The organism is Microvirga sp. VF16, from assembly GCF_016864375.1.
Taxonomy (GTDB): domain Bacteria; phylum Pseudomonadota; class Alphaproteobacteria; order Rhizobiales; family Beijerinckiaceae; genus Microvirga.
This window is the reverse complement of record NZ_CP069354.1, coordinates 2,954,193-2,975,345: the sequence shown is the minus strand read 5'-3', so window position 1 is coordinate 2,975,345 and position 21,153 is coordinate 2,954,193. Positions and strand designations below refer to the sequence as shown.

Below are 21,153 nucleotides of genomic sequence, written 5' to 3'. Positions count from 1 at the left end.
CATGTGGGAGCGCTCCGCACGCACGAGGCTGTTATTGCTGCGATGAGAGACGGGCTAGGCGCATGCGTTCCATGATGTGCCGGCCGGAACCGTTGACATGCCGGGCGATCACCTGTGCGGCCCCCTCGGCATCCTGCGCCTTAATGCAGGCGATCAGCTCACGATGCTCTTCCAGAACGTTCGTTTGTCGGCTCAGCGAAGTCGGGAAGCGGCGGCTGATGGCCCAGAGGATCTGACGGTGGCGCACCCATAGATCGACCGCATGGCGATTATAGTGGCGGTCGTACATGAGCTGATGGAACCGCAGGTCGAGATTGGAGTGCTTCATCTCGTCCGCAAAATTGAGCGCCTCGATTTCTGCCTGGATGCGCTCCAACTCCTCGATCTCGGCGTTCGTGACAATCCCGACGAACCAGCGGGTGAGGGCCGGCTCGATAAGCACTTCGATCTCGCAGATATCCCGTACGAATTCTTCGTCGATGGGGCGAACGCGGGCGCCGCGGTTCGGCGTCATGATGACGAAGCCTTCGCCACGCAGCTGCTGTAGAGCCTCCCTCACGGGATTGGTGGACGTGCCCATGCGGCTCGCAAGCTCGGACACCTTGAGGCGCTCGTTCGGTTTGACGCGCCCGTGAATGATGTCGTCCCGCAGTCGGTCATAGACCGACGGGCCTGTGTCCTCGTCCTCACGTTCGGGAACAGCTTGTCGAATGCTGGCAATCGTTCTCATAGGAATGTTTCTTTATTCACTCGGCCCTCACTTGCCAAGCGCGAAGCATCTTAAACCATACATTCAGATTGACAAATAATGTACGATTTGAAAACTTTTCCGTGCGACGGCCGAAAAGCCGTGGTTCGGGAGGGAGCCGGCAAAAAGCCGGCCAAGAGGAGAAAACGCTATGGGCTACCAGCACAAGCTGCCCGGCCTCGTCATGTCGACAGGCCTGTTAGGCGCCATGCTTCTAGGGGCGATGTCCCCGGCCGGCGCAGCGGATTACAAGCAGGCTCCGATGCTCGATGAGCAGGTGAAGGCAGGCAAGCTGCCCGCCGTTGCCAACCGGCTCCCGGAAAATCCCTATGTGGAAACCATGATCGACGGTGTCGGCAAATATGGCGGCACCCTGCGCACGACGATCCTCGCGAACGGTGACCATTACAATCTGACCCGCACCATCGCCAACGAACTGCTCGTGCGCTGGGATCCGCAATGGAAGAAGGTCGTGCCGTCGCTCGCCGAGGAGTTCAAGGCTTCCGAGGATGCGACCACTTACACGTTCAAGCTCCGGAAGGGGCTGAAGTGGAGCGACGGTCAGCCCTTCACGGTCGACGACATCATGTTCTGGTACGAAGACGTGTTCATGAACAACGCGCTCTCGCCGGCCAAGAACCCGACCTTCACGGTCGCCGGCAAGCCGGTGAAGGTGACCAAGATCGACGATCAGACGGTGGAGTTCAAGTTCGAGTCGCCCTACGGCCTCTTCCTGCAACAGCTTGCCTATGGCCAGGGCCACCTGCCGGTCATCTATCCCAAGCATTACCTCAGCAAGTTTCACGAGAAGTACAACAAGGACGGCATCCCGGCGCTCTTGAAGGCCAATCCCGCCGCCGGCGATTGGGTGGCGCTGTTCAACTCCAAGGTTTCGCTGACCTTCCAGCCGCCGTTCTGGCAGAACCTCGAACTGCCGACGCTCAATCCCTGGGTGCTGACCGTTCCCTATGCCGACAGCGAGCGTGTGGTCGCAACCCGCAATCCCTATTACTGGAAGGTGGACACAGCCGGAAACCAGCTCCCCTATATCGACGGAATCACCTGGGCCAAGCTCGACGATCCGCAGCTCATGGCACTCAAGATGACCTCGGGCGAGTTCGACTTCGCCTTCCGTCACATCAACAACGCGACCTTCAAGTCGGTGCTCTTCGATGGCCAGAAAACCGGCAATTACCGTTTCGTGGACGTGAAGGACCTGCCGGCGAATGACGCGGTCATCCTGCTCAACCTGAACTCGACCGATCCGGTCAAGCGCAAGATCTTCCAGAACAAGGATTTCCGGATCGCGCTCAGCCATGCGATCAACCGCCAGGAGATCATCGATCTCGTCTATGTGGGGCAGGGGGCTCCGTCACAGGTGGCTGTCCAGCCCGAGCACGAGCTCCATAACGAGCGCCAGGCGAAGCAATACACCGAGTTCGATCCAAAGCGCTCGGTCGAGATCCTCGACAAGATCATGCCGAAGAAGGATGCCGAAGGCTTCCGTCTTGATGAGAAAGGCAAGCGCTTCACCATCAACTTCATGGTGGCCGACGTCTTCGGCCTGTCCTATCCGGACGTGATGCAGATGGTGCAGAAATACGCCAAGGATATCGGCATCGATATCCAGCTCCGCACCACCGACCGCGCACGCCTCAACACGATGTGGTATGCGAACGAGCAGGACGCCTATATCTGGAACTGCGTCGGCGGACTTTCCGAGGTCTACACGGATCCACGCTGCTACATGCCCTTCCAGAAGGCCGACATCTTCTTCGCGATGAAGTGGAGCGAGTGGTATTCGAACCGCACCACGGGCGAAGAGCCGCCGGAATCGATCAAGGCGCTGATGGCCGCCTATGACAAGGTCAACGCCGCCGTCACGGATGACGACCGTCGCCAGAAGATGAAGGAATTCATCAACCTGTCGGCGGATAATTTCCTCAACATCGGCATCTCGCGCCCCATGCCGAAATACATGATGACCTCGAACAACCTGAAGAACGTCGTCAACGGCATCCCGATCACCGGCAATCTCTGGCACCCGGCTCCGACGCTGACCCAGTGGTATTTCGACAAGCCGGCCAAGTAAGGCTCCGTCTGGTGCCGGCGGCGGCATGCGTGCTGCCGCCGGATACCCCTTCGATTTCATCGAACGGTCAGGTTCATGCTTCGTTACATCACCAAGCGAATGGTGTTCGCGATACCGACACTGTTTGCCGTCTCCATCGTAGCCTTCATCATCATCCAGCTCCCGCCGGGAGATTATCTCACGACCCTGATGGCGGACTGGGCGAGCCAGGGCGGTGCGGTGGAGGCCGGTACGGTCGCCGCCATGCGCGAACGCTATGGCCTCGATCAGCCGATCTATGTTCAGTATTACAAGTGGATCGCCGGCATCTTGATCCGCGGCGATTTCGGCATATCCTTCGAGCTCGGCAAGCCGGTCACAGAGCTCATCTGGAACCGTCTCGGCTTCTCGCTGCTGCTCTCGATTCTGACGCTGTGCTTCGTCTGGGCGATCGCCATCCCGATCGGGATCCTGTCGGCGGTGCGGCAGTACTCGATCTCCGATTACACCGCAACTTTCCTGGCTTTCTTCTTCCTGGCCGTGCCGGACTTCCTGATGGCGCTCTCGGCCATGTACATCATGTCCGCCTTCTTCGGGCAGAGCGTCGGCGGGTTGTTCTCGCCCGATTATGTCGACGCGCCGTGGAGCCTCGGTAAACTCGTCGACTTCGCCCGGCATGTCTGGCTGCCGGTCGTGGTGATCGGTCTCGGATCGCTCGCGGCCCTGGTGCGTATCATGCGCGCCAATCTGCTCGACGAGCTCTCGAAGCCCTATGTCACCACGGCGCGGGCCAAAGGCATGTCGGAACTGGAGCTCCTGCTGCGCTATCCGGTGCGCCTTGCCCTCAACCCACTGATCTCGACCCTCGGCTGGATCCTGCCGGCAGTCATTTCGGGTGAGATCATCGTGTCCGTGGTCATGAGTTTGCCGACCACCGGGCCGCTGCTGCTCCGCGCGCTTCTCGCCCAGGACATGTATCTCGCTGGCTCGCTCATCCTGCTGATCTCGGTGCTCACCATCATCGGCACGCTGATCTCGGACATCCTGCTCGCCATCACCGACCCGCGGATCCGGCTCCAATGACAGATATCACCAGCCTTCCGCCCGAGACCACGACGTCACTCGATCTGCACGGCAGGGACATGGCCGTCGCCGGCCAATGGCGCCTGTTCTGGCTCAAGTTCAAGAAGCACAAGATCGCGCTCTTAAGCCTCGTCGTGATCGTGTTCATGTATCTCGTCGCGGCGTTCGCGGACTTCATCGCGCCCTTCGATCCCAATGTCCCGAACGCGCGCTTCACCTATGCACCGCCCCAGGGCCTCTCGCTGTTCCTGGACGGCTCGTTCCAGCCGCATGTCAACCAGCTCAAGATGACGCTGAACACCGAGTCGATGCGCCGGGAGTTCACGCCCGACCCGACGAAGCCGCTCTCGGTGTCCTTCTTCGTGCCGGCACAACAGCCCTATGACCTGCTCGGCTTCATCCCGATGCAGACCAAGCTCTTCGGCCTCACGAACCCGAAGCCGGGCGACAGCTTGTACATCTTCGGCGCGGATCGTCTCGGTCGCGACATCTTCTCTCGCGTCGTCCACGGTGCCAAGATTTCACTGTCCATCGGTCTCGTAGGCGTCTTCATCAGCCTGATCCTTGGGGTCACCATCGGCGGCATCTCCGGCTTTTTCGGCGGCTGGATCGATCTCGCGATCCAGCGCTTCATCGAGCTGCTCCGCTCGATCCCGACCATTCCCCTCTGGATGGGATTTGCGGCGGCGATCCCCGTCGGCTGGCCACCGCTCCGGACTTACTTCGTCATCACGCTGATCGTTTCTCTGATCGGCTGGACAAGCCTAGCGCGTGAGGTACGCGGCAAGTTCCTGTCCCTGAGAAACGAGGATTTCGTGATCGCGGCCCGTCTCGACGGCATGAGCGAGATCGGCATCATCTTCCACCATCTGGTGCCGTCCTTCATTAGTCACATCATCGCGACCCTGACGCTTGCGATCCCGTCGATGATCCTGGCCGAGACGGCGCTGTCCTTCCTCGGTATCGGCTTGCAGCCGCCGATCATCTCCTGGGGCGTCCTTCTGCAGGAGGCACAGAACATTCGCGCAGTCGCTCAGGCGCCGTGGCTGCTCTTCACGCCGGCCGCTGCCATCGTTATCTCGGTCCTGGCGCTCAATTTCCTCGGCGACGGTCTCCGCGATGCCGCAGATCCCTACGAGTCGGTGGCATGAGCATGACGAAGGACACGATCCTCGAGGTTCGGGACCTCAAGACCGTTTTCCCGACCCGTACCGGCATCTTCAAGGCGGTCGACGGCGTCTCGTTCGAGCTGCAGCGCGGCAAGACTCTCTGCGTCGTCGGCGAATCCGGTTCCGGCAAGTCCGTAACCGCGCGTTCGATCCTGCAGATCGTCGACAGGCCCGGTCACATTGAGGGCGGGTCCGTCCTGCTCACAGGCGCCGACGGCTCGACGACCGACCTCGCCAAGCTCGACTCGCGGGGCCGGGAGATCCGCAGCGTGCGCGGCAAGGAGATCGCCATGATCTTCCAGGAGCCGATGAGCTCGCTCTCGCCGGTTCACCGTATCGGCACGCAGATCGGCGAGGCGCTGCGTATCCACTTCGGCACGCCCAAGCACGAGCAGCGCGAGCGCGTTCTCGAACTCCTGCGGCAGGTCGAGATCCCGCGTCCCGAGGCGGCCATCGACCGCTACACCTTCGAGTTCTCGGGCGGCATGCGCCAGCGCGTGATGATCGCCATGGCGCTTGCCTGCAACCCCTCGGTACTGATCGCCGATGAGCCGACGACGGCGCTCGACGTGACAACGCAGGCCGAAATCCTCGATCTCATCAAAAGGCTGCAGCAGAGCCACGGCATGGCCGTGCTCTTCATCACCCATGACATGGGCGTCGTCGCCGAGATCGCCGACGAGGTCCTCGTCATGTATCGCGGCAAGGTGATGGAGAGGGGACCCGTCGAGCAGATCTTCCATGCGCCGCAGGACGCGTATACGCGCCGGCTGATCGACTCCGTCGTCAAATTGGAGAAGAAGGCGGAGGTTCGGTTGTCGCGACCGGCAATCCCGGCCGGAACCCCGCCGCTTCTCGAAGTGCGGAACCTTTCGCTGACCTTCCCCTCGGGCCTCAAGGCAGTCGACGACGTCTCCTTGAGCGTTCGACCAGGCGAGACGCTCGGCATCGTCGGCGAGTCCGGATCCGGCAAGACCACGATGGGACGCTGCCTGCTGCGCATCTACGACGCACAGGCCGGCGCCATCGATTACCGCCGCCCGGACGGTCTTACGGTCGATATCCGCACCGCCGACAAGGGCGCGCTGGAGAAAATCCGCCGCGAGGTCCGGATGATCTTTCAGGATCCCGTGGGATCGCTCAGCCCGCGCAAGACCGTCGGCCAGATCATCGCCGAGCCGCTCAAGATCGCCGGCATGAAGGGTAGGGAACTCAACGACCGCGTCGCCGACCTGATGCAGCAGGTCGGCTTGGAGCCGGCCTGGCGGGAGCGTTATCCGCATGCCTTTTCCGGCGGCCAGCGGCAGCGCATCGGCATCGCCCGCGCGATCTCGCTGAATCCGAGGCTTATCGTCGCCGACGAGGCGACCTCGGCTCTCGACGTCTCGCTGCGCTCCCAGATGCTCGACCTGATGATGAAGCTGCAGGACGAGCTCGGTCTCTCCTATGTCTTCATCTCCCACGACATGTCGGTGATCCGCTACATGTGCGACCGTGTCGCTGTCATGTATCGCGGCAAGATCGTCGAAATGGGCGAGACCGATCAGGTCGTCAACAATCCGGCGCATGATTACACGCGGGCGCTGCTCTCGGCCATTCCCCATCCCGATCCACGCAATCGGCGCATCCACAACCGGTTCCGGTACGATTCCGGCCGCACGCTTTCAGCTAACGGATAAATCGATGAAAATCACCGACGTCAAAATTATCGTCTGCTCGCCGGGGCGCAACTTCGTCACCGTCAAGATCTTTACGGACGAAGGGCTCACCGGGGTCGGCGATGCGACGCTGAATGGCCGCGAACTCGCCGTTGTCGCCTATTTGCAGGACCATCTCGCACCGCTTCTCATCGGCCGCGATCCAAGCCGCATCGAGGACATCTGGCAGTATTTCTACAAGGGCGCCTATTGGCGGCGCGGTCCGGTGACCATGGCGGCGATTGCCGGCATCGATACCGCCCTCTGGGACATCAAGGCCAAGGCCGCCAATATGCCGCTTTATCAGCTTCTCGGCGGCGCGAGCCGCGAGAAGGTGCTATGCTATACCCATGCCCAGGGCCGCGACATCGCAGAGGCGGTGGAAGCCGTCGGCAGGCGCAAGGAGCAAGGATACAAAGCCATCCGCGTCCAAGTCGGCATTCCGGGGCTTCCGGATGTTTACGGCACGGGCGCGAAGTCGGTAACGAACAACGCGCTCGACGATGCGGTCCCGCATGAGGAAACTTGGTCGACGTCGAAATACCTGCGCTACGTGCCGGAACTCTTCAAGGCAGTACGGGCGACCCATGGCTGGGACATCGAGCTTCTGCACGACACGCATCATCGCTTGACACCCATCGAAGCCGCCCGGCTCGGCAAGGACTTGGAATTCGCACGTCTTTTCTGGCTCGAAGATGCGGTTGCGGCAGAGCACCAGGAGGGCTTCCGGCTGATCCGCCAGCACACCACGACGCCGCTGGCCGTGGGTGAGGTGTTCAACACCATTTGGGATGCCCGGCTTCTGATGGAGGAGCAGCTTATCGACTATGTCCGCATGACCACCGTGCATGCGGGCGGCGTCACGGCGCTGCGCCGTATCATGGATTTTGCGAGTGTTTACAATGTCCGCACCGCGTGCCACGGCGCGATGGACATGTCGCCCATCTGTCTCGGCGCCAACCTGCATCTCGACCTGTGGGTCCCCAATTTCGGCATCCAGGAATATTCCGGCTATCTGCCGCAGATCCTTGAGGTTTTCCCGAGCGCCTGGAGCCTGTCCGACGGTTGCCTCCATCCGGGCGAGGCCATCGGCCATGGTGTCGATATCGATGAGAGGCTGGCGGAAAAGTACCCTTACCAGCGCGCGTATCTGCCCGTGAACCGTCTCGAAGACGGCACTCTGTGGCATTGGTAATCCGAGGACGAAATGAAGATCACCGCGATCAAGAGTTATGCCGTCAAGGTTGGTATCCGCAACCAGCTACTGGTGAAAGTCGAGACGGATGAAGGAACTTACGGCTGGGGCGAGAGCGGCTTGTCCGGTCGTGAGAAGGCCGTCGTCGGCGCGCTTGAGCACTATGCCGAATTCCTGCGCGGCCGCGATCCATTCAAGATCGGCGCCCTATGGCAGGAGATGTATCGCAGCCAGTATTTCGAAGGCGGCCGCGTGCTACAGGCGGCGATCTCAGCCATCGACATCGCGCTCCACGACATCAAGGGCAAGGCTCTTGGCGTGCCGGTCTACGAACTGCTCGGCGGCAAGCAGCGCGACCGCATCCCGACCTTCGCGACGACCTTCGCGGAGCCGGGCCCGGCCATGATCGAACAGGCACGAATGCTGGTCGAGCATGGCTGGACCGCCATGCGACTCTCACCTTCGGGGCATGAACACAAAGAGATCTACGAGCCGCGCGAGCACATCGCGACGACGGCGAAATGGTGTGTGAAGGCCCGTGAGGCGCTGGGCGAGGATGTCGTCCTCGGCATCGACTATCACCACCGTCTCAGCGTCGCGGAGGCCGCGAGCTTCTGCCAGAAGATGCCGTCCGGCACCCTCGACTTCCTCGAGGAGCCCATCCGCGACGAGTCACCGGGCTCCTACGAGGCGTTGCGCCGCCTGACCGACATTCCCTTCGCCATCGGCGAGGAGTTTTCTTCGAAATGGCAGTTCCAGCCCTATATCGAGCGTGATATCCACCAATACAATCGCCTCGATGTCTGCAATGTCGGCGGCCTGACGGAATCGATGAAGGTCGCGGCGTGGAGCGAAACCCACTACGTCGACATGATGCCGCACAATCCCCTCGGGCCCATCTGCACGGCGGCGACCATCCATTTCTCGGCGGCCGTACCGAACTTCTCCTGGCTCGAAACCCGCGCGAGCCCCGCGGAAACGCATCTCGGGTTCGACAACTCGGACTTCTTCCCGGTTCAGCCGCGTCTGGCAGGAACTCACTATCCCGTTCCCGATGCGCCCGGTCTCGGGATCGAGGTCAACGAGGAGCTGATCGCGAGACAGAGCTTCGAATTCTGGGAAGCGCCGCATCTGAGGAGGCGGGACGGCTCGGTCACCAACTGGTGACAGTCGGCGCGGGCAGCGCGATACTGCCTATTGAGCATTATCATGGAGCGTCAGTTCGATCATGACTTCCTTGAAACCGGTTCGCTCTGTCCTCATCACAGGCGCGGGAGGCAATCTCGGTCAGAAGCTGATCGCGCATCTCCTGACACGGGATTGGTGCGAGCGGATCGTCGCGCTCGATCGGTCGGCACCCGCTTCTGTTGCACCCGTGGACAGGGTGCAGTGGGTTGCGGGCAATCTTGCAGATCCCTCCGACATGCAATGGCACGCGGCTCTGGCCGGGGTCGATGCCGCAGTGCATTTCGCCGCCCAGAACCCGTATCCCGATGCGCCCTGGAGCGATGCCTCAGCGTCCTTCGACATGACGCTCGCTCTGCTGGCGGCGGCCAGCCGGGCCGGCCTGCAGCGGATCGTGTTCGCCTCGTCCAACCACGTGATGGGGCAATACAAGGATGCGCCTCTGGCCGATACTCTGAGCCCGGGCGGTCTGACGACGTCCCTGCCGCCGGGGCCGGGAACCCGCTGGTTCAACGGTCGGGAGATGCTCCAGGGCTTCGCCTATGCGGCGTCCAAGCTGATGGGCGAGCGAGCCTGCCTCGCCGAAGCCCAAAGGTCGAACGGCGCGCTGACAGCCGTCTGCGTCCGGATTGGCTGGTGTCAGCCCGGGGAGAACAAGCCGGAGACGATCAACACATCCGGCCTGCCCGGCGACGACACAAATATCGGCCCGGATACGGAACGGGATTTGCGGTGGTTCCGCAACATGTGGCTCTCCAACCGGGACTTCACGGCCGTCATGGAGCGGGCGCTTCTCGCGGACGCGAAAGCCTGGCCGCAGCCCGGCATCGTCGTCAACGGCATGTCAGCGAACCAAGGCATGCCATGGGATATCGAGACCACCCGCCAGCTCATCGGATACGAGCCGCAGGACGACATCTGGGATCATGTGGCCCGAGGTGAAAACGCCCAGATATGCAATCGTTACCTTTGAAAAGCCGTCTCAGACACGCGGAAGCATGCCAGCCCTACGCATCTGGCATTTGTGGTGCACGCCGGGGTCGAGTTATCCAACATCATGGCTCTGCGTGATTTCTCTCTGATGCTCCTGGTCTGCCTGCTGTGGGCGACCCATACGGTGGTGAGCAAGATCGTCGTTTCGGACATGGCGATTCCGCCGCTGTTCTATGCGGCCATCCGCTATGCCATCGTCGCCATGCTGGCGTTGCCTTGGCTGCTGCCCATGCCTAGGCCGACCTGGCGCATTCTTCTGGTCGGATTTTTCATGGGAGGAGGCGGCTTCGCTCTGTTCTTCTTAGGAATCAAGACGGCGAGCCCATCGAGCGCTGCCATCGTCTCGCAGCTCGGCCTGCCGATCACGACCCTGTTGTCAGTCGCGATGCTGGGAGAGAGGATCTACTGGCGACGGGCTTTAGGCATCGCACTGACATTCGTGGGAGGTGTGCTCGTGATGTGGGATCCCAATGGCGGTCTTCCGATCTCCGGCGGGCTCCTCCTGATCCTGGGATCCGCGGCTGTGGGCTCGCTGGCGGCCGTGATGATGAAGCAGATGGAAGGCGTTCGGCCGCTGAGATTTCAGGCCTGGATCGGCCTTGCCTCCGTGCTGCCGCTAACCTTCCTCACAGCTAGCCTCGAAGCCAATCAGATCCCGCAAGCAATGGAGGCCGGCTGGGCCTTCCTGGCGGCCCTGCTGTTCTCGGCCCTGATCGTATCTCTTGTAGCCCACACCATTTACTACGGCCTCATCGGAAAATATCCAGCCAACCTCATCGCGCCCCTGACCATCATGAATCCGTTGATGACCGTGGCGCTCGGACTTCTCATCACGGGCGATCATTTCGACGTGCGAATGGCCATCGGCACGGGAATTGCGCTCTGCGGTGTCCTGATCATCACCCTGAGGCGCAACCACGTCATGCCCCTGGCAGCCCTTGTGTGGGACCGGCAGCGGTAGATCATAAGTGGTTGATGGGGATCGACTGCAGAGGCGGGCAGGGCGAGTGAATCGAGCTGCGGGTTTCGCGCGCTTATTCTGCAGCATCCGGAGCCATCTGGGACGGGACTACCCGCGTACCATCTGTCCCGCGTGATGTTGCAAATCGCATGAAGCGGGAACGCCAGGGTTTTGGTGACGTTGCCTGCCGGTTCGGGATTTCGGTTCAGGCATTGAGGGGCGAAGCCCTGAGGATGCTGGAGCAAGGAATCCCTGCGTTAACCATAACGGTTCCAAGCACCTGCCATAGACACATCACCGCCGCTCGAACGACCCTTGGAGCATGTTTAGGCGAAACGGATCCGATTCACCGCCAAAAATGGAGCCCTGCAAGAAAAGAGATGATCCCAGCCGGCAAAAACAGTTCCAGACATTCATACCCGCAGGCTGATCAAGGTTTGCCGGTGATCGCCCCAAGCCGATCGATCGGTACCTGGACGAACGATTGCCAGAAACGCATCGCAATCGATCCACGGGTCCGAGCAGCATCTGTGATCAGCCGAAGGGATGAACCGCAATCCTGCGAGTATGGCTGTCCAATACTCGGTCAAACGCAAATCGGATCGGTGCGACGCTTAGAACCGAACCCGAAGGAGGGAGCAGCGGAGGACGTTTCATGGCTCCGCTCACCCACCAATAATGTCATTGCAAGATAGAAATGTCGCAATCGGCGCCAAATAGAAATGTCAGTGAAGTATAGGATGAGTCATATGGCGCCGGCGCGTTGTTTGATCCCTGCGGAGCTGGTCAGGGTTGCAGGGCAGGGATCAAACAACATCCAAATTATACCATCAAAGCGAATTGGAAGCGCCTCAAAATACCATTAAGTTCGGATCTATCCAAGAGAATGGCTGCACTCAGCTGACCTTGAACATGTGGCGATCGGCCTGGCCACGCCGGCGAGGCGCTTTGGCCGAGCGCTGCTCGTCCCGCTCCTGCTGAAGTTGCGCAACATACGCCAGAACAGGCCCCAAGCGCTTGTTCTCGACGATCGCGGCCTGGGTGACCCGCTGGAGCTTGTCATAGGTGCGGTAAGGCAGATCGATGCCCTTGTGGCGGATCGCCAGCCGCCCGTCCGGATAGTCGATGACCGTCACACGCTGCCGGGCCAGCGGACGTGTCATCTCATTGGGCTCGAGCAGGAACATCACCTTGTCGTACTGGAGCGTGAGGTTGTGTGTGACCGTACGTTCCTCCTTCCAGGCAAAGATGTCTTCCAGCACCATGTCCTGCGCGACAGACCGATGTGCATTCGAGTTACTGAATGGCGCTTTGGCAAAGCGCTGGTTGTGATCAGCCAGGAACCCCGGCAGGAAGGCATTGGCTGCCGCGATCGTAGAGATCCCTTGCAGCCGCATCTCCTTGACTAAGCGATCCTGCAGCGTGCCGAACGAGCGCTCGATGCGGCCCTTGGCCGGGGCCGTGTTGGCGCAGATGATGTCAATGTTGAGCTCATGCATGGCCCGTCCGAACTGGGTCATGCCGTCACCGCCTTCAGCCTCTGTCTTACTGACCCGGAAGATGGCGTGCTTGTCCGAGTAGAAGGCGATCGGGCGGCCATGGGCTGTGACGTATTTATGCGTCTCGCGCAGGTAATCGAAGGTGGATTCGGAGGACACGAAAGCCGCATGCAGGAGCTGGCTGGTGGCATCGTCGATATAGGCCAGCAGCGTGCATTGTGGCCCACGGTTCTCGAACCACCAGTGCTTGGAGCCGTCGATCTGGATCAGTTCGCCCATGCGCTCCCGGCGATTGCGCGGTTGGTGCACGGAAGGAAGTCGCCGACGGCGATCCAGCCACAAACCGTCTTCCATCATCCACTTGCGCAGGGTCTCCCGGCCGACGCGCAGATCATGACGCTCGGCCAGCTTCTCGGCAGCCAGCGTCGGTCCGAAATCCGCGTAATGCACGCGCACCAGGCTCATCGTGATCTCCCGCAGAGCCGGATGCAGACGCCGGTTGCTCACTCGGCCGCGTTTGCGGGACGCCAGTCCAGCAGCGCCATCGTGCCGGAAACGTCCCAGCAACCGCCAGACCTGCCGCTCCGTCAGGCGCAGCATATTGGCGGCTTGGCGAGCGGTGAGGCGGCTTTCCGCCAGATCCATGATGATTGTCAGTCGGTTTAACTCTGCCGTGCTCATACTCACTACCGTCATCACCCGCCGTGTCCTCATGATCCTTTGTTACGATCATACGGACTGACATCTCTAAATGGCAGGGCACTGACATTTGTATATGGCAGCTACAAATAAAATTCGCATAAGATATATTATGGAACTTAAATTGATCTGTTCCTAGAGAGACTTACGCCTGTGATCGCCTCCCAGACGATTTCGAGAACTCTCGTCGAGATCCGCGTCGAACCTCAGCGCATTTCGATCTGCAGCCCATCGTAAGCCGGCTCGATATGCGGCGGCAACTCGCGGCGCAGCTTCTCGTAATCGAGATCCGTGTGGAGGTTTGTCAGGATGGCGCGCTTCGGCTTGACCCTCTCGATCAGCTCCAAGGCTTCCGACAGCGAGAAATGCGTCGGATGCGGCGTGTATCGCAAGGCATCCAGGATCAGGACTTCCAGGCCTTCCAGGGCTGGCAAGCTCTCCGCAGGCATATGGCTCACGTCCGGCGCATAAGCGATGCCGCCAAAACGGAAGCCCAGAGCATCGATATCCCCGTGGACCATCCTGAACGGCAAGGCCTCCAAGGGGCCGCCGGGTCCGGGGACCGCCGTCATCACGCCGTGCTGCAGATGGCGCATCTTCAGGATCGGCGGGTAGCTGCTTCCGGCCGGTGTATCGAAGCAATAGCCGAACCGCATCTGGAGCAGCTCGCTCGTCATCCGGTCTGCATAGACCGGGATCCGCTGGTGCTGGACGATGGCGAGCGGCCGCAGATCGTCGATCCCATGGATATGGTCTGCATGCTCATGGGTAATGAGAACGGCGTCGAGGCGCCGGACATCGGCTCCGAGAAGCTGATCGCGCAGGTCTGGACCGGTGTCGACCAGGACGGTCGTTATGCCGCCCGGACCAATCTTTTCGACCAAGACGGAGCAGCGCCTGCGCCGATTCTTGGGATTGGACGGATCGCAGGCACCCCAGCCGACGCCCACGCGCGGCACACCCGCCGAGGATCCGCAACCGAGGATCGTCAATCTCAATGTCATGATGCGAATGCCAGCCCCAGTGCCGCGTCGGCGGCGGCTGCCTTGGAAAACAGGCGATAGAAATTGGCCGTCGTCAACGTGGCAGCGTCCTCATCGGTCATTCCGATGACGTCCGCGAGCACATGGGCCGTATGGGCCACGAAGGCGGGTTCGTTGGTTTTGCCGCGATGCGGGACGGGGGCCAGATAGGGTGCGTCCGTCTCGACGAGCAGACGCTCATGAGGAACGGCCGCGGCGATCCGGCGGATCTCCTCGGAGTTCCGGAAGGTCAGGATGCCTGAGAAGGAGACATAGAGACCGAGTTCGACGCCGACCTCGGCCAGCTTTGCGCCGGATGAGAAGCAGTGAAGAACTGCATCGAAGCGCCCTCGCCCCATTTCCTCGGACAGGATCCGGATCATGTCCTCGTCGGCATTACGGGCATGGATGACCAGAGGCAATCCGGTCACCCGTGCGGCCTCGATATGCGTGCGGAAAACCCGCTGCTGCACGTCGCGCGGACTCTTGTCGTAGTGATAATCGAGGCCTGCCTCGCCGATGGCCACACAACGCGGATGCACCGAGAGCTCGACCAGTTGCTCAACTGGGATATCAGGCTCCACCGCCGCATTGTGAGGGTGCGTTCCGACAGTGCAGAAGACACTCGCATGCGCTTCAGCCAAAGCGCGATAAGTCTCGAAACGGGCCACATGGGTTGAGATCGTTACCATGCGACTTACACCGGCGGCAGCCGCCGCAGCCAGAACCTCGGGGAGGCGGCTTTGAAAGTCCGGGAAATCCAGGTGGCAATGACTATCGACCAACATCAGTGAAGGCGCCCTCCTCTGCGGCAGCAAGCTGCATAAAGCGGATCAGCCTGCCCGTCTACCGACGGACGCCCTGAGCCGTTGCCACCGGTTCGTCATCCTCCTTCGTCTCCTTGCGCAGCATGTTGCGCAACCGCTCCTGATGCCTCTGAACCGGAGCTTCCTCGCACTCCTGCGGCCGAACCACAGGCACCGTCAGGCACACGCTTTGCGCTGGAAGGACATCGCACCAGTCGTGGATCAACTGCTTGTAGCATCGCCCCACGGGGCGAATATTGCGATTGAGATCATAGAGGCCCACGGGCGTGGGACGGTTGTTCTCCTCCCGAAGCGCTGTATCCCAGTCCATCTGATCGGTGAGCGAGTACCAGGTGAAGCCGACGATCGGCACACCTGTGTTGCGGACCCTCAGAACGTTCGCCCATTGCTTCCAAAGCCAGTTGACCGCTTCGTCGCCATTGGGCCCCTCCATGAGGTTCGTTTCGGTATGCATCACCGGCAACTTATAGCGGTCGTAGTACTGCCGCGTGATCTCGTCATAGCCGAACACGTCGCCGGCCGCCCTCGTCATCCCATCAGCCTGAACCCTGTGCTCATTGGTGACATAGTAGTCGTTGCCCATGATGCAGTGGTGGCGCAGGGACGAGCGGCTGAGGAAGAAATGGTATTCGTCCCGAGTCATGCCGCTGTCCATCAGGAACTCGTACATCTCCGAGTCGAGCCGCTTGCCGTAATTCAGATCAAGGGACAGGAATCGTCTGGCATTCATGATCTCGGCCGGCTTGATCGCCGCCGGGTTGTCTGCGTGAAAGTATTCAGAGGACTCGCTTTGGATGAACAGGGCATCCGGACGAACCTTGAGAATCCGCTCCATGGCCAGCACGTTGGCCTTCACGATGTGCTTGAGTGCCGTCACGAAGGCTTGATCGCTGCTCTGCTGCTCGTTCCACCAGCCATAGGCCGCCGAGAACTGGGCGCAGATGAACATCTCGTTGATGGGGGTATAGAGCTGAACCCAGGAAAAGCGGCGTGCGAAGTCTTCGGCGTAAGCCCCGAAAAGATCGGGGAAATCCGGATTTTGAAAATTGCCGATCCAGTCCGGGACACCGAAATGGCACAGATCGACAATCGGAATGATGTTGCGTTGTAGAATTTCGTCGAAGGTTATATCGGCAAAGGACCAGTCATAACGCCCGGGTCCTAGGAAGGTGTTATGGAGCGGGGGGCCGTAGCGCAGGACTTGGATCTCGAGGTCCTCGAGGAGATCGAAATCCGTCCGCCAGTGAGTGTAATGGCCGCATTTCTCCATCTGATCGATGCGGGTGCGGCCATTGTTGATGGTTGGGTTACTGTTCTCGACACCGGTCGCGAACATGAAGGTGGTGAACATCATACGCTTCCGCTGAGGGCCCCGGAGGGCCGATCAAAGCGGAAGCGTCAGGACGCCTCCGCCTCGATATAACGCGGGAAAATCGGCGCAGGTTGCGGAAGAGCGGTCCCAGGCACCAGACGATGGTCCGGCCCGACCGCCGAAAGCGCCCTGCCCTCCGGCGGAATTGCCAGCAAGTCGAGCAGCTTGGCGGCAGCCGTCGGCACGAAGGGCTGGGCCAGGATGCCAACCGCCCGCAGAACCTCGGCCGTCACATAGAGCACCGTGTTCATGCGGGCCGGATCGCTCTTGCGCAGCACCCAGGGCTCCTGGGAGGCGAAATAGCGGTTGGCTTCGGCTACGACCGCCCAGATCTCAGCCAGAGTCGTATGAACGGCAAAGTCCTTCATCGCCGCCCTCGCCTTCCCTGGCAAGGCATCAGCCAGCCAGAGAATGTCCTGATCGGCTTGGGTGAACTCGCCCGGTTGCGGTACGGCCCCGTCGCAGTTCTTTGCGATCATCGACAGCGACCGCTGCGCCAGATTGCCGAGGTCGTTCGCCAGATCCGCATTGATGCGGTTGACGATGGCTTCGTGGGAGTAGTTCCCGTCCTGGCCGAAGGGCACTTCGCGCATGAAGAAGTAGCGGATCTGGTCGACGCCGTAGGTGTCGGCGAGGTCGAACGGATCGACCACGTTGCCGACCGACTTCGACATCTTCTCGCCCTTGTTGAGCAGGAAGCCATGCCCGAAGACCCGCTTGGGCAGCGGCAGCTCCGCCGACATCAGGAAAGCCGGCCAGTAGACCGTGTGGAAGCGCACGATGTCCTTGCCGATGATGTGCACATCCGCCGGCCAGTAGTGCCAGCGCGGATCGCTCTCGTTCGGGAAACCGCACCCGGTCACGTAATTATTGAGGGCGTCGATCCACACATACATGACGTGCTTCGGGGCATCGGGAACCGGCAGGCCCCAATTGAAGGTCGTGCGGCTGATCGAGAGGTCCTGCAGGCCGGAACGGACGAAACTCGTGATCTCGTTGCGGCGGGTTTCCGGGCTGATGAAGTCCGGATTGGCCTCGTAATGGGCAAGCAGGTGATCCTGATAGGCGGAGAGGCGGAAGAAATAGCTCTCCTCCTCGATCCAATCGACCGGCGTTCCCGTGGGCGCGCGCCAGCTGCCGTCGGGCTGCTTCGTCAGCTCGCTCTCGTCGTAATAGGCTTCGTCCCGGACCGAGTACCAGCCGGAATATTTCGAGAGATAGATATCGCCCTTCTCCTGCATCCGGCGCCAGAGTTCCTGGGTCGAGGGCAGATGATCGGCATCCGTGGTGCGGATGAACCGGTCGTAGGAGCAGTCGAGCCGATCGGCCATGGCTTTGAACTTGGCAGCCATCTCATCGACAAAGGCCTTCGGAGTCGTGCTGTTCTTGTCGGCTGTCTGCTGGATTTTCAGGCCGTGCTCGTCCGTGCCGGTCATGAAGAACACGTCATAGCCGTCGATGCGCTTGAAGCGCGCGATCGCGTCAGACGCGACGACCTCGTAGGCATGACCGATATGGGGAGCCCCATTCGGGTACGAGATAGCCGTGGTGATGTAGAATTTCTGCTTGTCGGCCATGTCGAATCCTAAGCCCTGAAATCAAAGATCCTTCCGACGCCGAGGCTTCAGGCCGCCCGCCGAACCGCATCGGCAAGATCGTCGAACATCGTCAGGATGAAAGGCCGGCGGTCGAGGTTGAAGACGTCGATCTCGCGCGCCGAACGGCCGATCTTCTCACATACCTCCACCAAAGGCGCAAGGCGGGACGCGCCGAGCCCTGCCCGTTCGTGGAGCCGTTCGGACACCCAGCGCTGTACGGTTTCGAGAGCCAGCTCGTAGCTGTCGTCCGCATCGCGCCGCGAGAGCGCTTCCGCCAGAGCGAGGACCTGCTTGGTGTCGGTTTTCGGCAATCCGTTCAGGAGGCGGGTGACCTGATCGATGAAGGCAACCTTTTCGGCGTCGAGCAGTTCCAGGGTGCGCCGGACCGAGCCTTCGCCATAGCGCAGCGCCTGGTCCACAAGGTCCCGCGGAACATCTGTCCAGGGAGACCCGAGCGAGGCAATGGCCGCCTTGATGTCCTGGTCCTCCAGCGGGCGGAGCAGAAGGCGCCGGCAGCGCGAACGGATGGTCGGAAGAACTCTTTGGGGCGCGTGGCTGACGATGAGGAAGAGCGAGCGCGGCGGCGGCTCCTCGATCACCTTGAGCAGGGCATTGGCACTCGAGATCGTCAGGTCCTCGGCACTGTCGACGATACAGACCCGATAGCCGCCATCGGCCGCGGTCGAGCCGAACATGCCGAGCGCCTTGCGGACGGCATCGACAGGAATGGTCGCCGAAGGCCCCTTCTTGTCGGTGGCCGGAGCCCTTCTCAGAACCGAGAAATTGGGATGCGAGAGGGCCGCCACCTGGCGCGCCACGTTCGTGTCGGCGGACACATCGAGGCTTGAAACGGCTCGGTCGTCGCTTTTATGCGGATCGAGAACGGCGCGGGCGACGCGATAAGCCAGGGTGGCCTTGCCGATGCCCTGAGCGCCCCCGATCAGCCAGGCGTGATGAAGGCGGCCGCTGCGAAGCCCTTCCAGGAAGGCCTCCTCGCCTTCCCGGTGGCCGAAGAAGGCGAATTGCTCCCGGGGGTGTGGGGCGCCCTCAAGCCGATCCGGTTCGGCCACATCCTGATCGTCACGCGACATCGAGAGGCCTCGTCGCAGGCTCGGTCATTGGGGGCAGACGTTCGCGCAGGGCCGTCCAGATCGCAGTTTCGACCTCATCCGGATCCTGGTCCGCATTGATCACCACGCACCGTTTCGGCTCCGCCTGGGCAATGGACAGGTAGGCTTGGCGAAGCGACTGGTGGAAGGAAATATCCTCCTCCTCGAACCGATCCGCCCCCTCGCCTTTCCCGGCCTGTCTCGCTCCGGCCCTGGCGAGCCCGACTTCGGCGGGCAGATCGAGGATGAAGGTCAGGTGGGGCTTCACGCCCTGCAGGGTCACCGTCTCGAGCTGGTCGATCAAGCCCTTGTCGATATTGCCCACGGAGCCCTGATAGGCCCGGGTCGAATCCGCGAAACGGTCGCACAGGACGTGGGTCCCACTCCTGAGCGCCGGCGTGATGGTCTTGTCCAGGTGATCGATGCGGGCGGCGGCGAACAGCAGGGCCTCCGCGAAGGGGCCGAGATGCTTCGCGTGCCCGCCTAAAATGAACGCGCGGATTTCCTCGGCATGGGGCGAGCCGCCCGGCTCACGGGTGACAATAACCGGCTGGGCGAGCTGCCCGAGCCGGTTCTTAAGCCTCGCGATCTGGGTCGACTTGCCTGCACCCTCCCCGCCTTCAAACGTGATGAAGCAGCCTGCCATCAAATGCCTTCGATCACGCTCGTGAAAGCGCGGCGCACCCAGCCTGTGCTGAATTCCAGCAGGCCATCCAGAGCCCGCTGGCTCAGCGTTCCCTGTTGGATATCCTCATTGGCGTAAAGCGGCATTTCGAGAGCCTGCATGTCACCGCGGTTGACCTGGAGCCGGGCCACCTCGGCGCCTTTCTGGACGGGGGCTTTGAGAGGACCGGTGTAGATGATGCGAGCGGTCACCCGTTCGCTTTCCCCACGAGGCACAAGTACACGAACAGGCTTCTTGGACACAAGCGGCAGCGACCGTCTGTTCCCACCGAAAACCTGAGCTTCGCCAACAACCTGCCCGTCCGCGAAAAGCTGCTGGGTTTCGAAGGCCCTGAAACCCCAATCCAGAAGCTTGCGGGACTCCGCCGCGCGATCCTTCGCCGTCCTGAGGCCGTTCACCACTACGATCAGACGCTGCCCGTTCTGAACAGCCGACCCCATCAGCCCGTAGCCGGCTTCGTCGATATTGCCGGTTTTCAGCCCGTCAGCGCCGATATCCATGAACAGCAGGGGATTGCGGTTCTGCTGGCGAATCTTGTTCCAGGTGAACTCCCGCTCCCCGAACATCTTATAGAGATCCGGGTATGTCTCGATGACGTGAAGGGAGAGTTTCGCCAAGTCGCGAACGGTGGCCTTCTGCTCCGGGTGCCCGTAGCCCGTCGCGTTGCGGAACGTCGACTTTGAAAGCCCGATCTGCTTTCCCCGCTCATTCATCATGCGGGCAAAGTTGTCTTCCGTCCCGGCGATCCCCTCGGCGAGGGCGATCGCGGCATCGTTGCCGGACTGAACGACGAGACCTCGCAGCAGATCCTCGAGCCGGACAGGGGTATTCACCTTGGCGAACATGGAAGAGCCGCCAGACCCCCCTCCTCCTTTGCGCCAGGCGTTCTCCGAGATCATGAACTCGCTGTCGAAGTTCAGACGTCCGCTCTTGATTTCGTTGAAGACCACCTCGGCCGTCATGACCTTGGCCATACTGGCTGGTGCGGTCAGTTCATCGGCATTCTTCTCGAATAGAACCGCATGACTGTCGGCGTCCATGAGGATGGCCGTGGGCGCTGATGTTTGGAAATTCTGCGCCTGCGCCGCTCGCGACCAGACAACGGCAAGGGAAACAGCACCCCATACAAGACCAATCGCCGCCAGGGATCGGGCGATCTTAACATGACGCATCGTCAGATTCTCCAGGATCTTCCCCTAGGAGACCCCGAATCTGTGGCGCGTCAATAACAAATCAACGC

General features: G+C 61.2%; 17 protein-coding genes. 8 read left to right on the top strand and 9 right to left on the bottom strand.

The features are described from left to right. Positions 1–31: 31 nt before the first annotated feature. Entirely contained in the window at positions 32–730 is a 699-nt protein-coding gene (locus JO965_RS13905) for a GntR family transcriptional regulator (RefSeq protein ID WP_203439487.1), read from the bottom strand. Positions 731–899: 169 nt separating this feature from the next. Between JO965_RS13905 and JO965_RS13900 the strand changes: the two genes are divergently transcribed. The 8 genes from JO965_RS13900 (at position 900) to JO965_RS13865 (ending at position 11,102) form a co-directional block, all read left to right on the top strand. Then, positions 900–2,840: an ABC transporter substrate-binding protein gene (locus JO965_RS13900; protein ID WP_203439486.1), complete on the top strand. Its 1,941-nt coding sequence runs from the start codon at positions 900–902 to the stop codon at positions 2,838–2,840. A gap of 75 nt (positions 2,841–2,915) precedes the next feature. Beyond that, on the top strand, positions 2,916–3,902 hold the full coding sequence (locus JO965_RS13895; RefSeq protein ID WP_203439485.1) for an ABC transporter permease: 987 nt from the start codon (positions 2,916–2,918) through the stop codon (positions 3,900–3,902). Further along, positions 3,899–5,053, top strand: a complete 1,155-nt coding sequence (locus tag JO965_RS13890) for an ABC transporter permease (protein ID WP_203439484.1) — start codon at positions 3,899–3,901, stop codon at positions 5,051–5,053. Before JO965_RS13895 ends, JO965_RS13890 begins: the two co-directional genes overlap by 4 nt. Next, a complete protein-coding gene (locus tag JO965_RS13885; protein ID WP_203439483.1) occupies positions 5,050–6,750 on the top strand; it encodes an ABC transporter ATP-binding protein in 1,701 nt (566 codons plus the stop codon). Before JO965_RS13890 ends, JO965_RS13885 begins: the two co-directional genes overlap by 4 nt. A gap of 4 nt (positions 6,751–6,754) precedes the next feature. Next, the gene (gene manD / locus JO965_RS13880) at positions 6,755–7,963 is read left to right on the top strand and encodes a D-mannonate dehydratase ManD (protein ID WP_203439482.1); all 1,209 of its coding nucleotides are present in this window, start codon (positions 6,755–6,757) and stop codon (positions 7,961–7,963) included. 12 nt (positions 7,964–7,975) lie between these two features. Next, positions 7,976–9,130: a mandelate racemase/muconate lactonizing enzyme family protein gene (locus JO965_RS13875; RefSeq protein ID WP_203439481.1), complete on the top strand. Its 1,155-nt coding sequence runs from the start codon at positions 7,976–7,978 to the stop codon at positions 9,128–9,130. 61 nt (positions 9,131–9,191) lie between these two features. Then, complete coding sequence (locus JO965_RS13870) at positions 9,192–10,121, top strand: NAD(P)-dependent oxidoreductase (protein ID WP_203439480.1); 930 nt, start codon at positions 9,192–9,194, stop codon at positions 10,119–10,121. A gap of 84 nt (positions 10,122–10,205) precedes the next feature. After that, on the top strand, positions 10,206–11,102 hold the full coding sequence (locus JO965_RS13865; RefSeq protein ID WP_203439479.1) for a DMT family transporter: 897 nt from the start codon (positions 10,206–10,208) through the stop codon (positions 11,100–11,102). A gap of 896 nt (positions 11,103–11,998) precedes the next feature. Here JO965_RS13865 and JO965_RS13860 read toward each other — a convergent pair. The 8 genes from JO965_RS13860 to JO965_RS13825 form a co-directional block, all read right to left on the bottom strand. Beyond that, the gene (locus tag JO965_RS13860) at positions 11,999–13,246 is read right to left on the bottom strand and encodes an ISNCY family transposase (protein ID WP_371826881.1); all 1,248 of its coding nucleotides are present in this window, start codon (positions 13,244–13,246) and stop codon (positions 11,999–12,001) included. A 260-nt stretch (positions 13,247–13,506) separates the two neighbouring features. Next, entirely contained in the window at positions 13,507–14,304 is a 798-nt protein-coding gene (locus tag JO965_RS13855; RefSeq protein ID WP_203439477.1) for an MBL fold metallo-hydrolase, read from the bottom strand. Then, positions 14,301–15,110: a TatD family hydrolase gene (locus JO965_RS13850; protein ID WP_203439476.1), complete on the bottom strand. Its 810-nt coding sequence runs from the start codon at positions 15,108–15,110 to the stop codon at positions 14,301–14,303. Before JO965_RS13850 ends, JO965_RS13855 begins: the two co-directional genes overlap by 4 nt. Before the next feature lie 58 nt (positions 15,111–15,168). Then, on the bottom strand, positions 15,169–16,500 hold the full coding sequence (locus tag JO965_RS13845; RefSeq protein WP_203444183.1) for a family 1 glycosylhydrolase: 1,332 nt from the start codon (positions 16,498–16,500) through the stop codon (positions 15,169–15,171). A gap of 47 nt (positions 16,501–16,547) precedes the next feature. Further along, complete coding sequence (metG, locus tag JO965_RS13840) at positions 16,548–18,098, bottom strand: methionine--tRNA ligase (protein ID WP_203439475.1); 1,551 nt, start codon at positions 18,096–18,098, stop codon at positions 16,548–16,550. A gap of 47 nt (positions 18,099–18,145) precedes the next feature. Continuing rightward, entirely contained in the window at positions 18,146–19,210 is a 1,065-nt protein-coding gene (locus tag JO965_RS13835; protein ID WP_203439474.1) for a DNA polymerase III subunit delta', read from the bottom strand. Continuing rightward, the gene (gene tmk / locus JO965_RS13830) at positions 19,200–19,874 is read right to left on the bottom strand and encodes a dTMP kinase (protein ID WP_203439473.1); all 675 of its coding nucleotides are present in this window, start codon (positions 19,872–19,874) and stop codon (positions 19,200–19,202) included. Before tmk ends, JO965_RS13835 begins: the two co-directional genes overlap by 11 nt. Continuing rightward, the gene (locus tag JO965_RS13825) at positions 19,874–21,085 is read right to left on the bottom strand and encodes a D-alanyl-D-alanine carboxypeptidase family protein (RefSeq protein WP_203439472.1); all 1,212 of its coding nucleotides are present in this window, start codon (positions 21,083–21,085) and stop codon (positions 19,874–19,876) included. Before JO965_RS13825 ends, tmk begins: the two co-directional genes overlap by 1 nt. Positions 21,086–21,153 lie beyond the last annotated feature (68 nt).

Bases quoted from the DNA above. Each gene is read 5' to 3' on its own strand.
- JO965_RS13905 (WP_203439487.1), bottom strand. From the start codon at position 730: ATGAGAACGATTGCCAGCATTCGACAAGCTGTTCCCGAACGTGAGGAC.
- JO965_RS13900 (WP_203439486.1), top strand. From the start codon at position 900: ATGGGCTACCAGCACAAGCTGCCCGGCCTCGTCATGTCGACAGGCCTG.
- JO965_RS13895 (WP_203439485.1), top strand. From the start codon at position 2,916: ATGCTTCGTTACATCACCAAGCGAATGGTGTTCGCGATACCGACACTG.
- JO965_RS13890 (WP_203439484.1), top strand. From the start codon at position 3,899: ATGACAGATATCACCAGCCTTCCGCCCGAGACCACGACGTCACTCGAT.
- JO965_RS13885 (WP_203439483.1), top strand. From the start codon at position 5,050: ATGAGCATGACGAAGGACACGATCCTCGAGGTTCGGGACCTCAAGACC.
- manD (WP_203439482.1), top strand. From the start codon at position 6,755: ATGAAAATCACCGACGTCAAAATTATCGTCTGCTCGCCGGGGCGCAAC.
- JO965_RS13875 (WP_203439481.1), top strand. From the start codon at position 7,976: ATGAAGATCACCGCGATCAAGAGTTATGCCGTCAAGGTTGGTATCCGC.
- JO965_RS13870 (WP_203439480.1), top strand. From the start codon at position 9,192: ATGACTTCCTTGAAACCGGTTCGCTCTGTCCTCATCACAGGCGCGGGA.
- JO965_RS13865 (WP_203439479.1), top strand. From the start codon at position 10,206: ATGGCTCTGCGTGATTTCTCTCTGATGCTCCTGGTCTGCCTGCTGTGG.
- JO965_RS13860 (WP_371826881.1), bottom strand. From the start codon at position 13,246: ATGGATCTGGCGGAAAGCCGCCTCACCGCTCGCCAAGCCGCCAATATG.
- JO965_RS13855 (WP_203439477.1), bottom strand. From the start codon at position 14,304: ATGACATTGAGATTGACGATCCTCGGTTGCGGATCCTCGGCGGGTGTG.
- JO965_RS13850 (WP_203439476.1), bottom strand. From the start codon at position 15,110: ATGTTGGTCGATAGTCATTGCCACCTGGATTTCCCGGACTTTCAAAGC.
- JO965_RS13845 (WP_203444183.1), bottom strand. From the start codon at position 16,500: ATGTTCACCACCTTCATGTTCGCGACCGGTGTCGAGAACAGTAACCCA.
- metG (WP_203439475.1), bottom strand. From the start codon at position 18,098: ATGGCCGACAAGCAGAAATTCTACATCACCACGGCTATCTCGTACCCG.
- JO965_RS13835 (WP_203439474.1), bottom strand. From the start codon at position 19,210: ATGTCGCGTGACGATCAGGATGTGGCCGAACCGGATCGGCTTGAGGGC.
- tmk (WP_203439473.1), bottom strand. From the start codon at position 19,874: ATGGCAGGCTGCTTCATCACGTTTGAAGGCGGGGAGGGTGCAGGCAAG.
- JO965_RS13825 (WP_203439472.1), bottom strand. From the start codon at position 21,085: ATGCGTCATGTTAAGATCGCCCGATCCCTGGCGGCGATTGGTCTTGTA.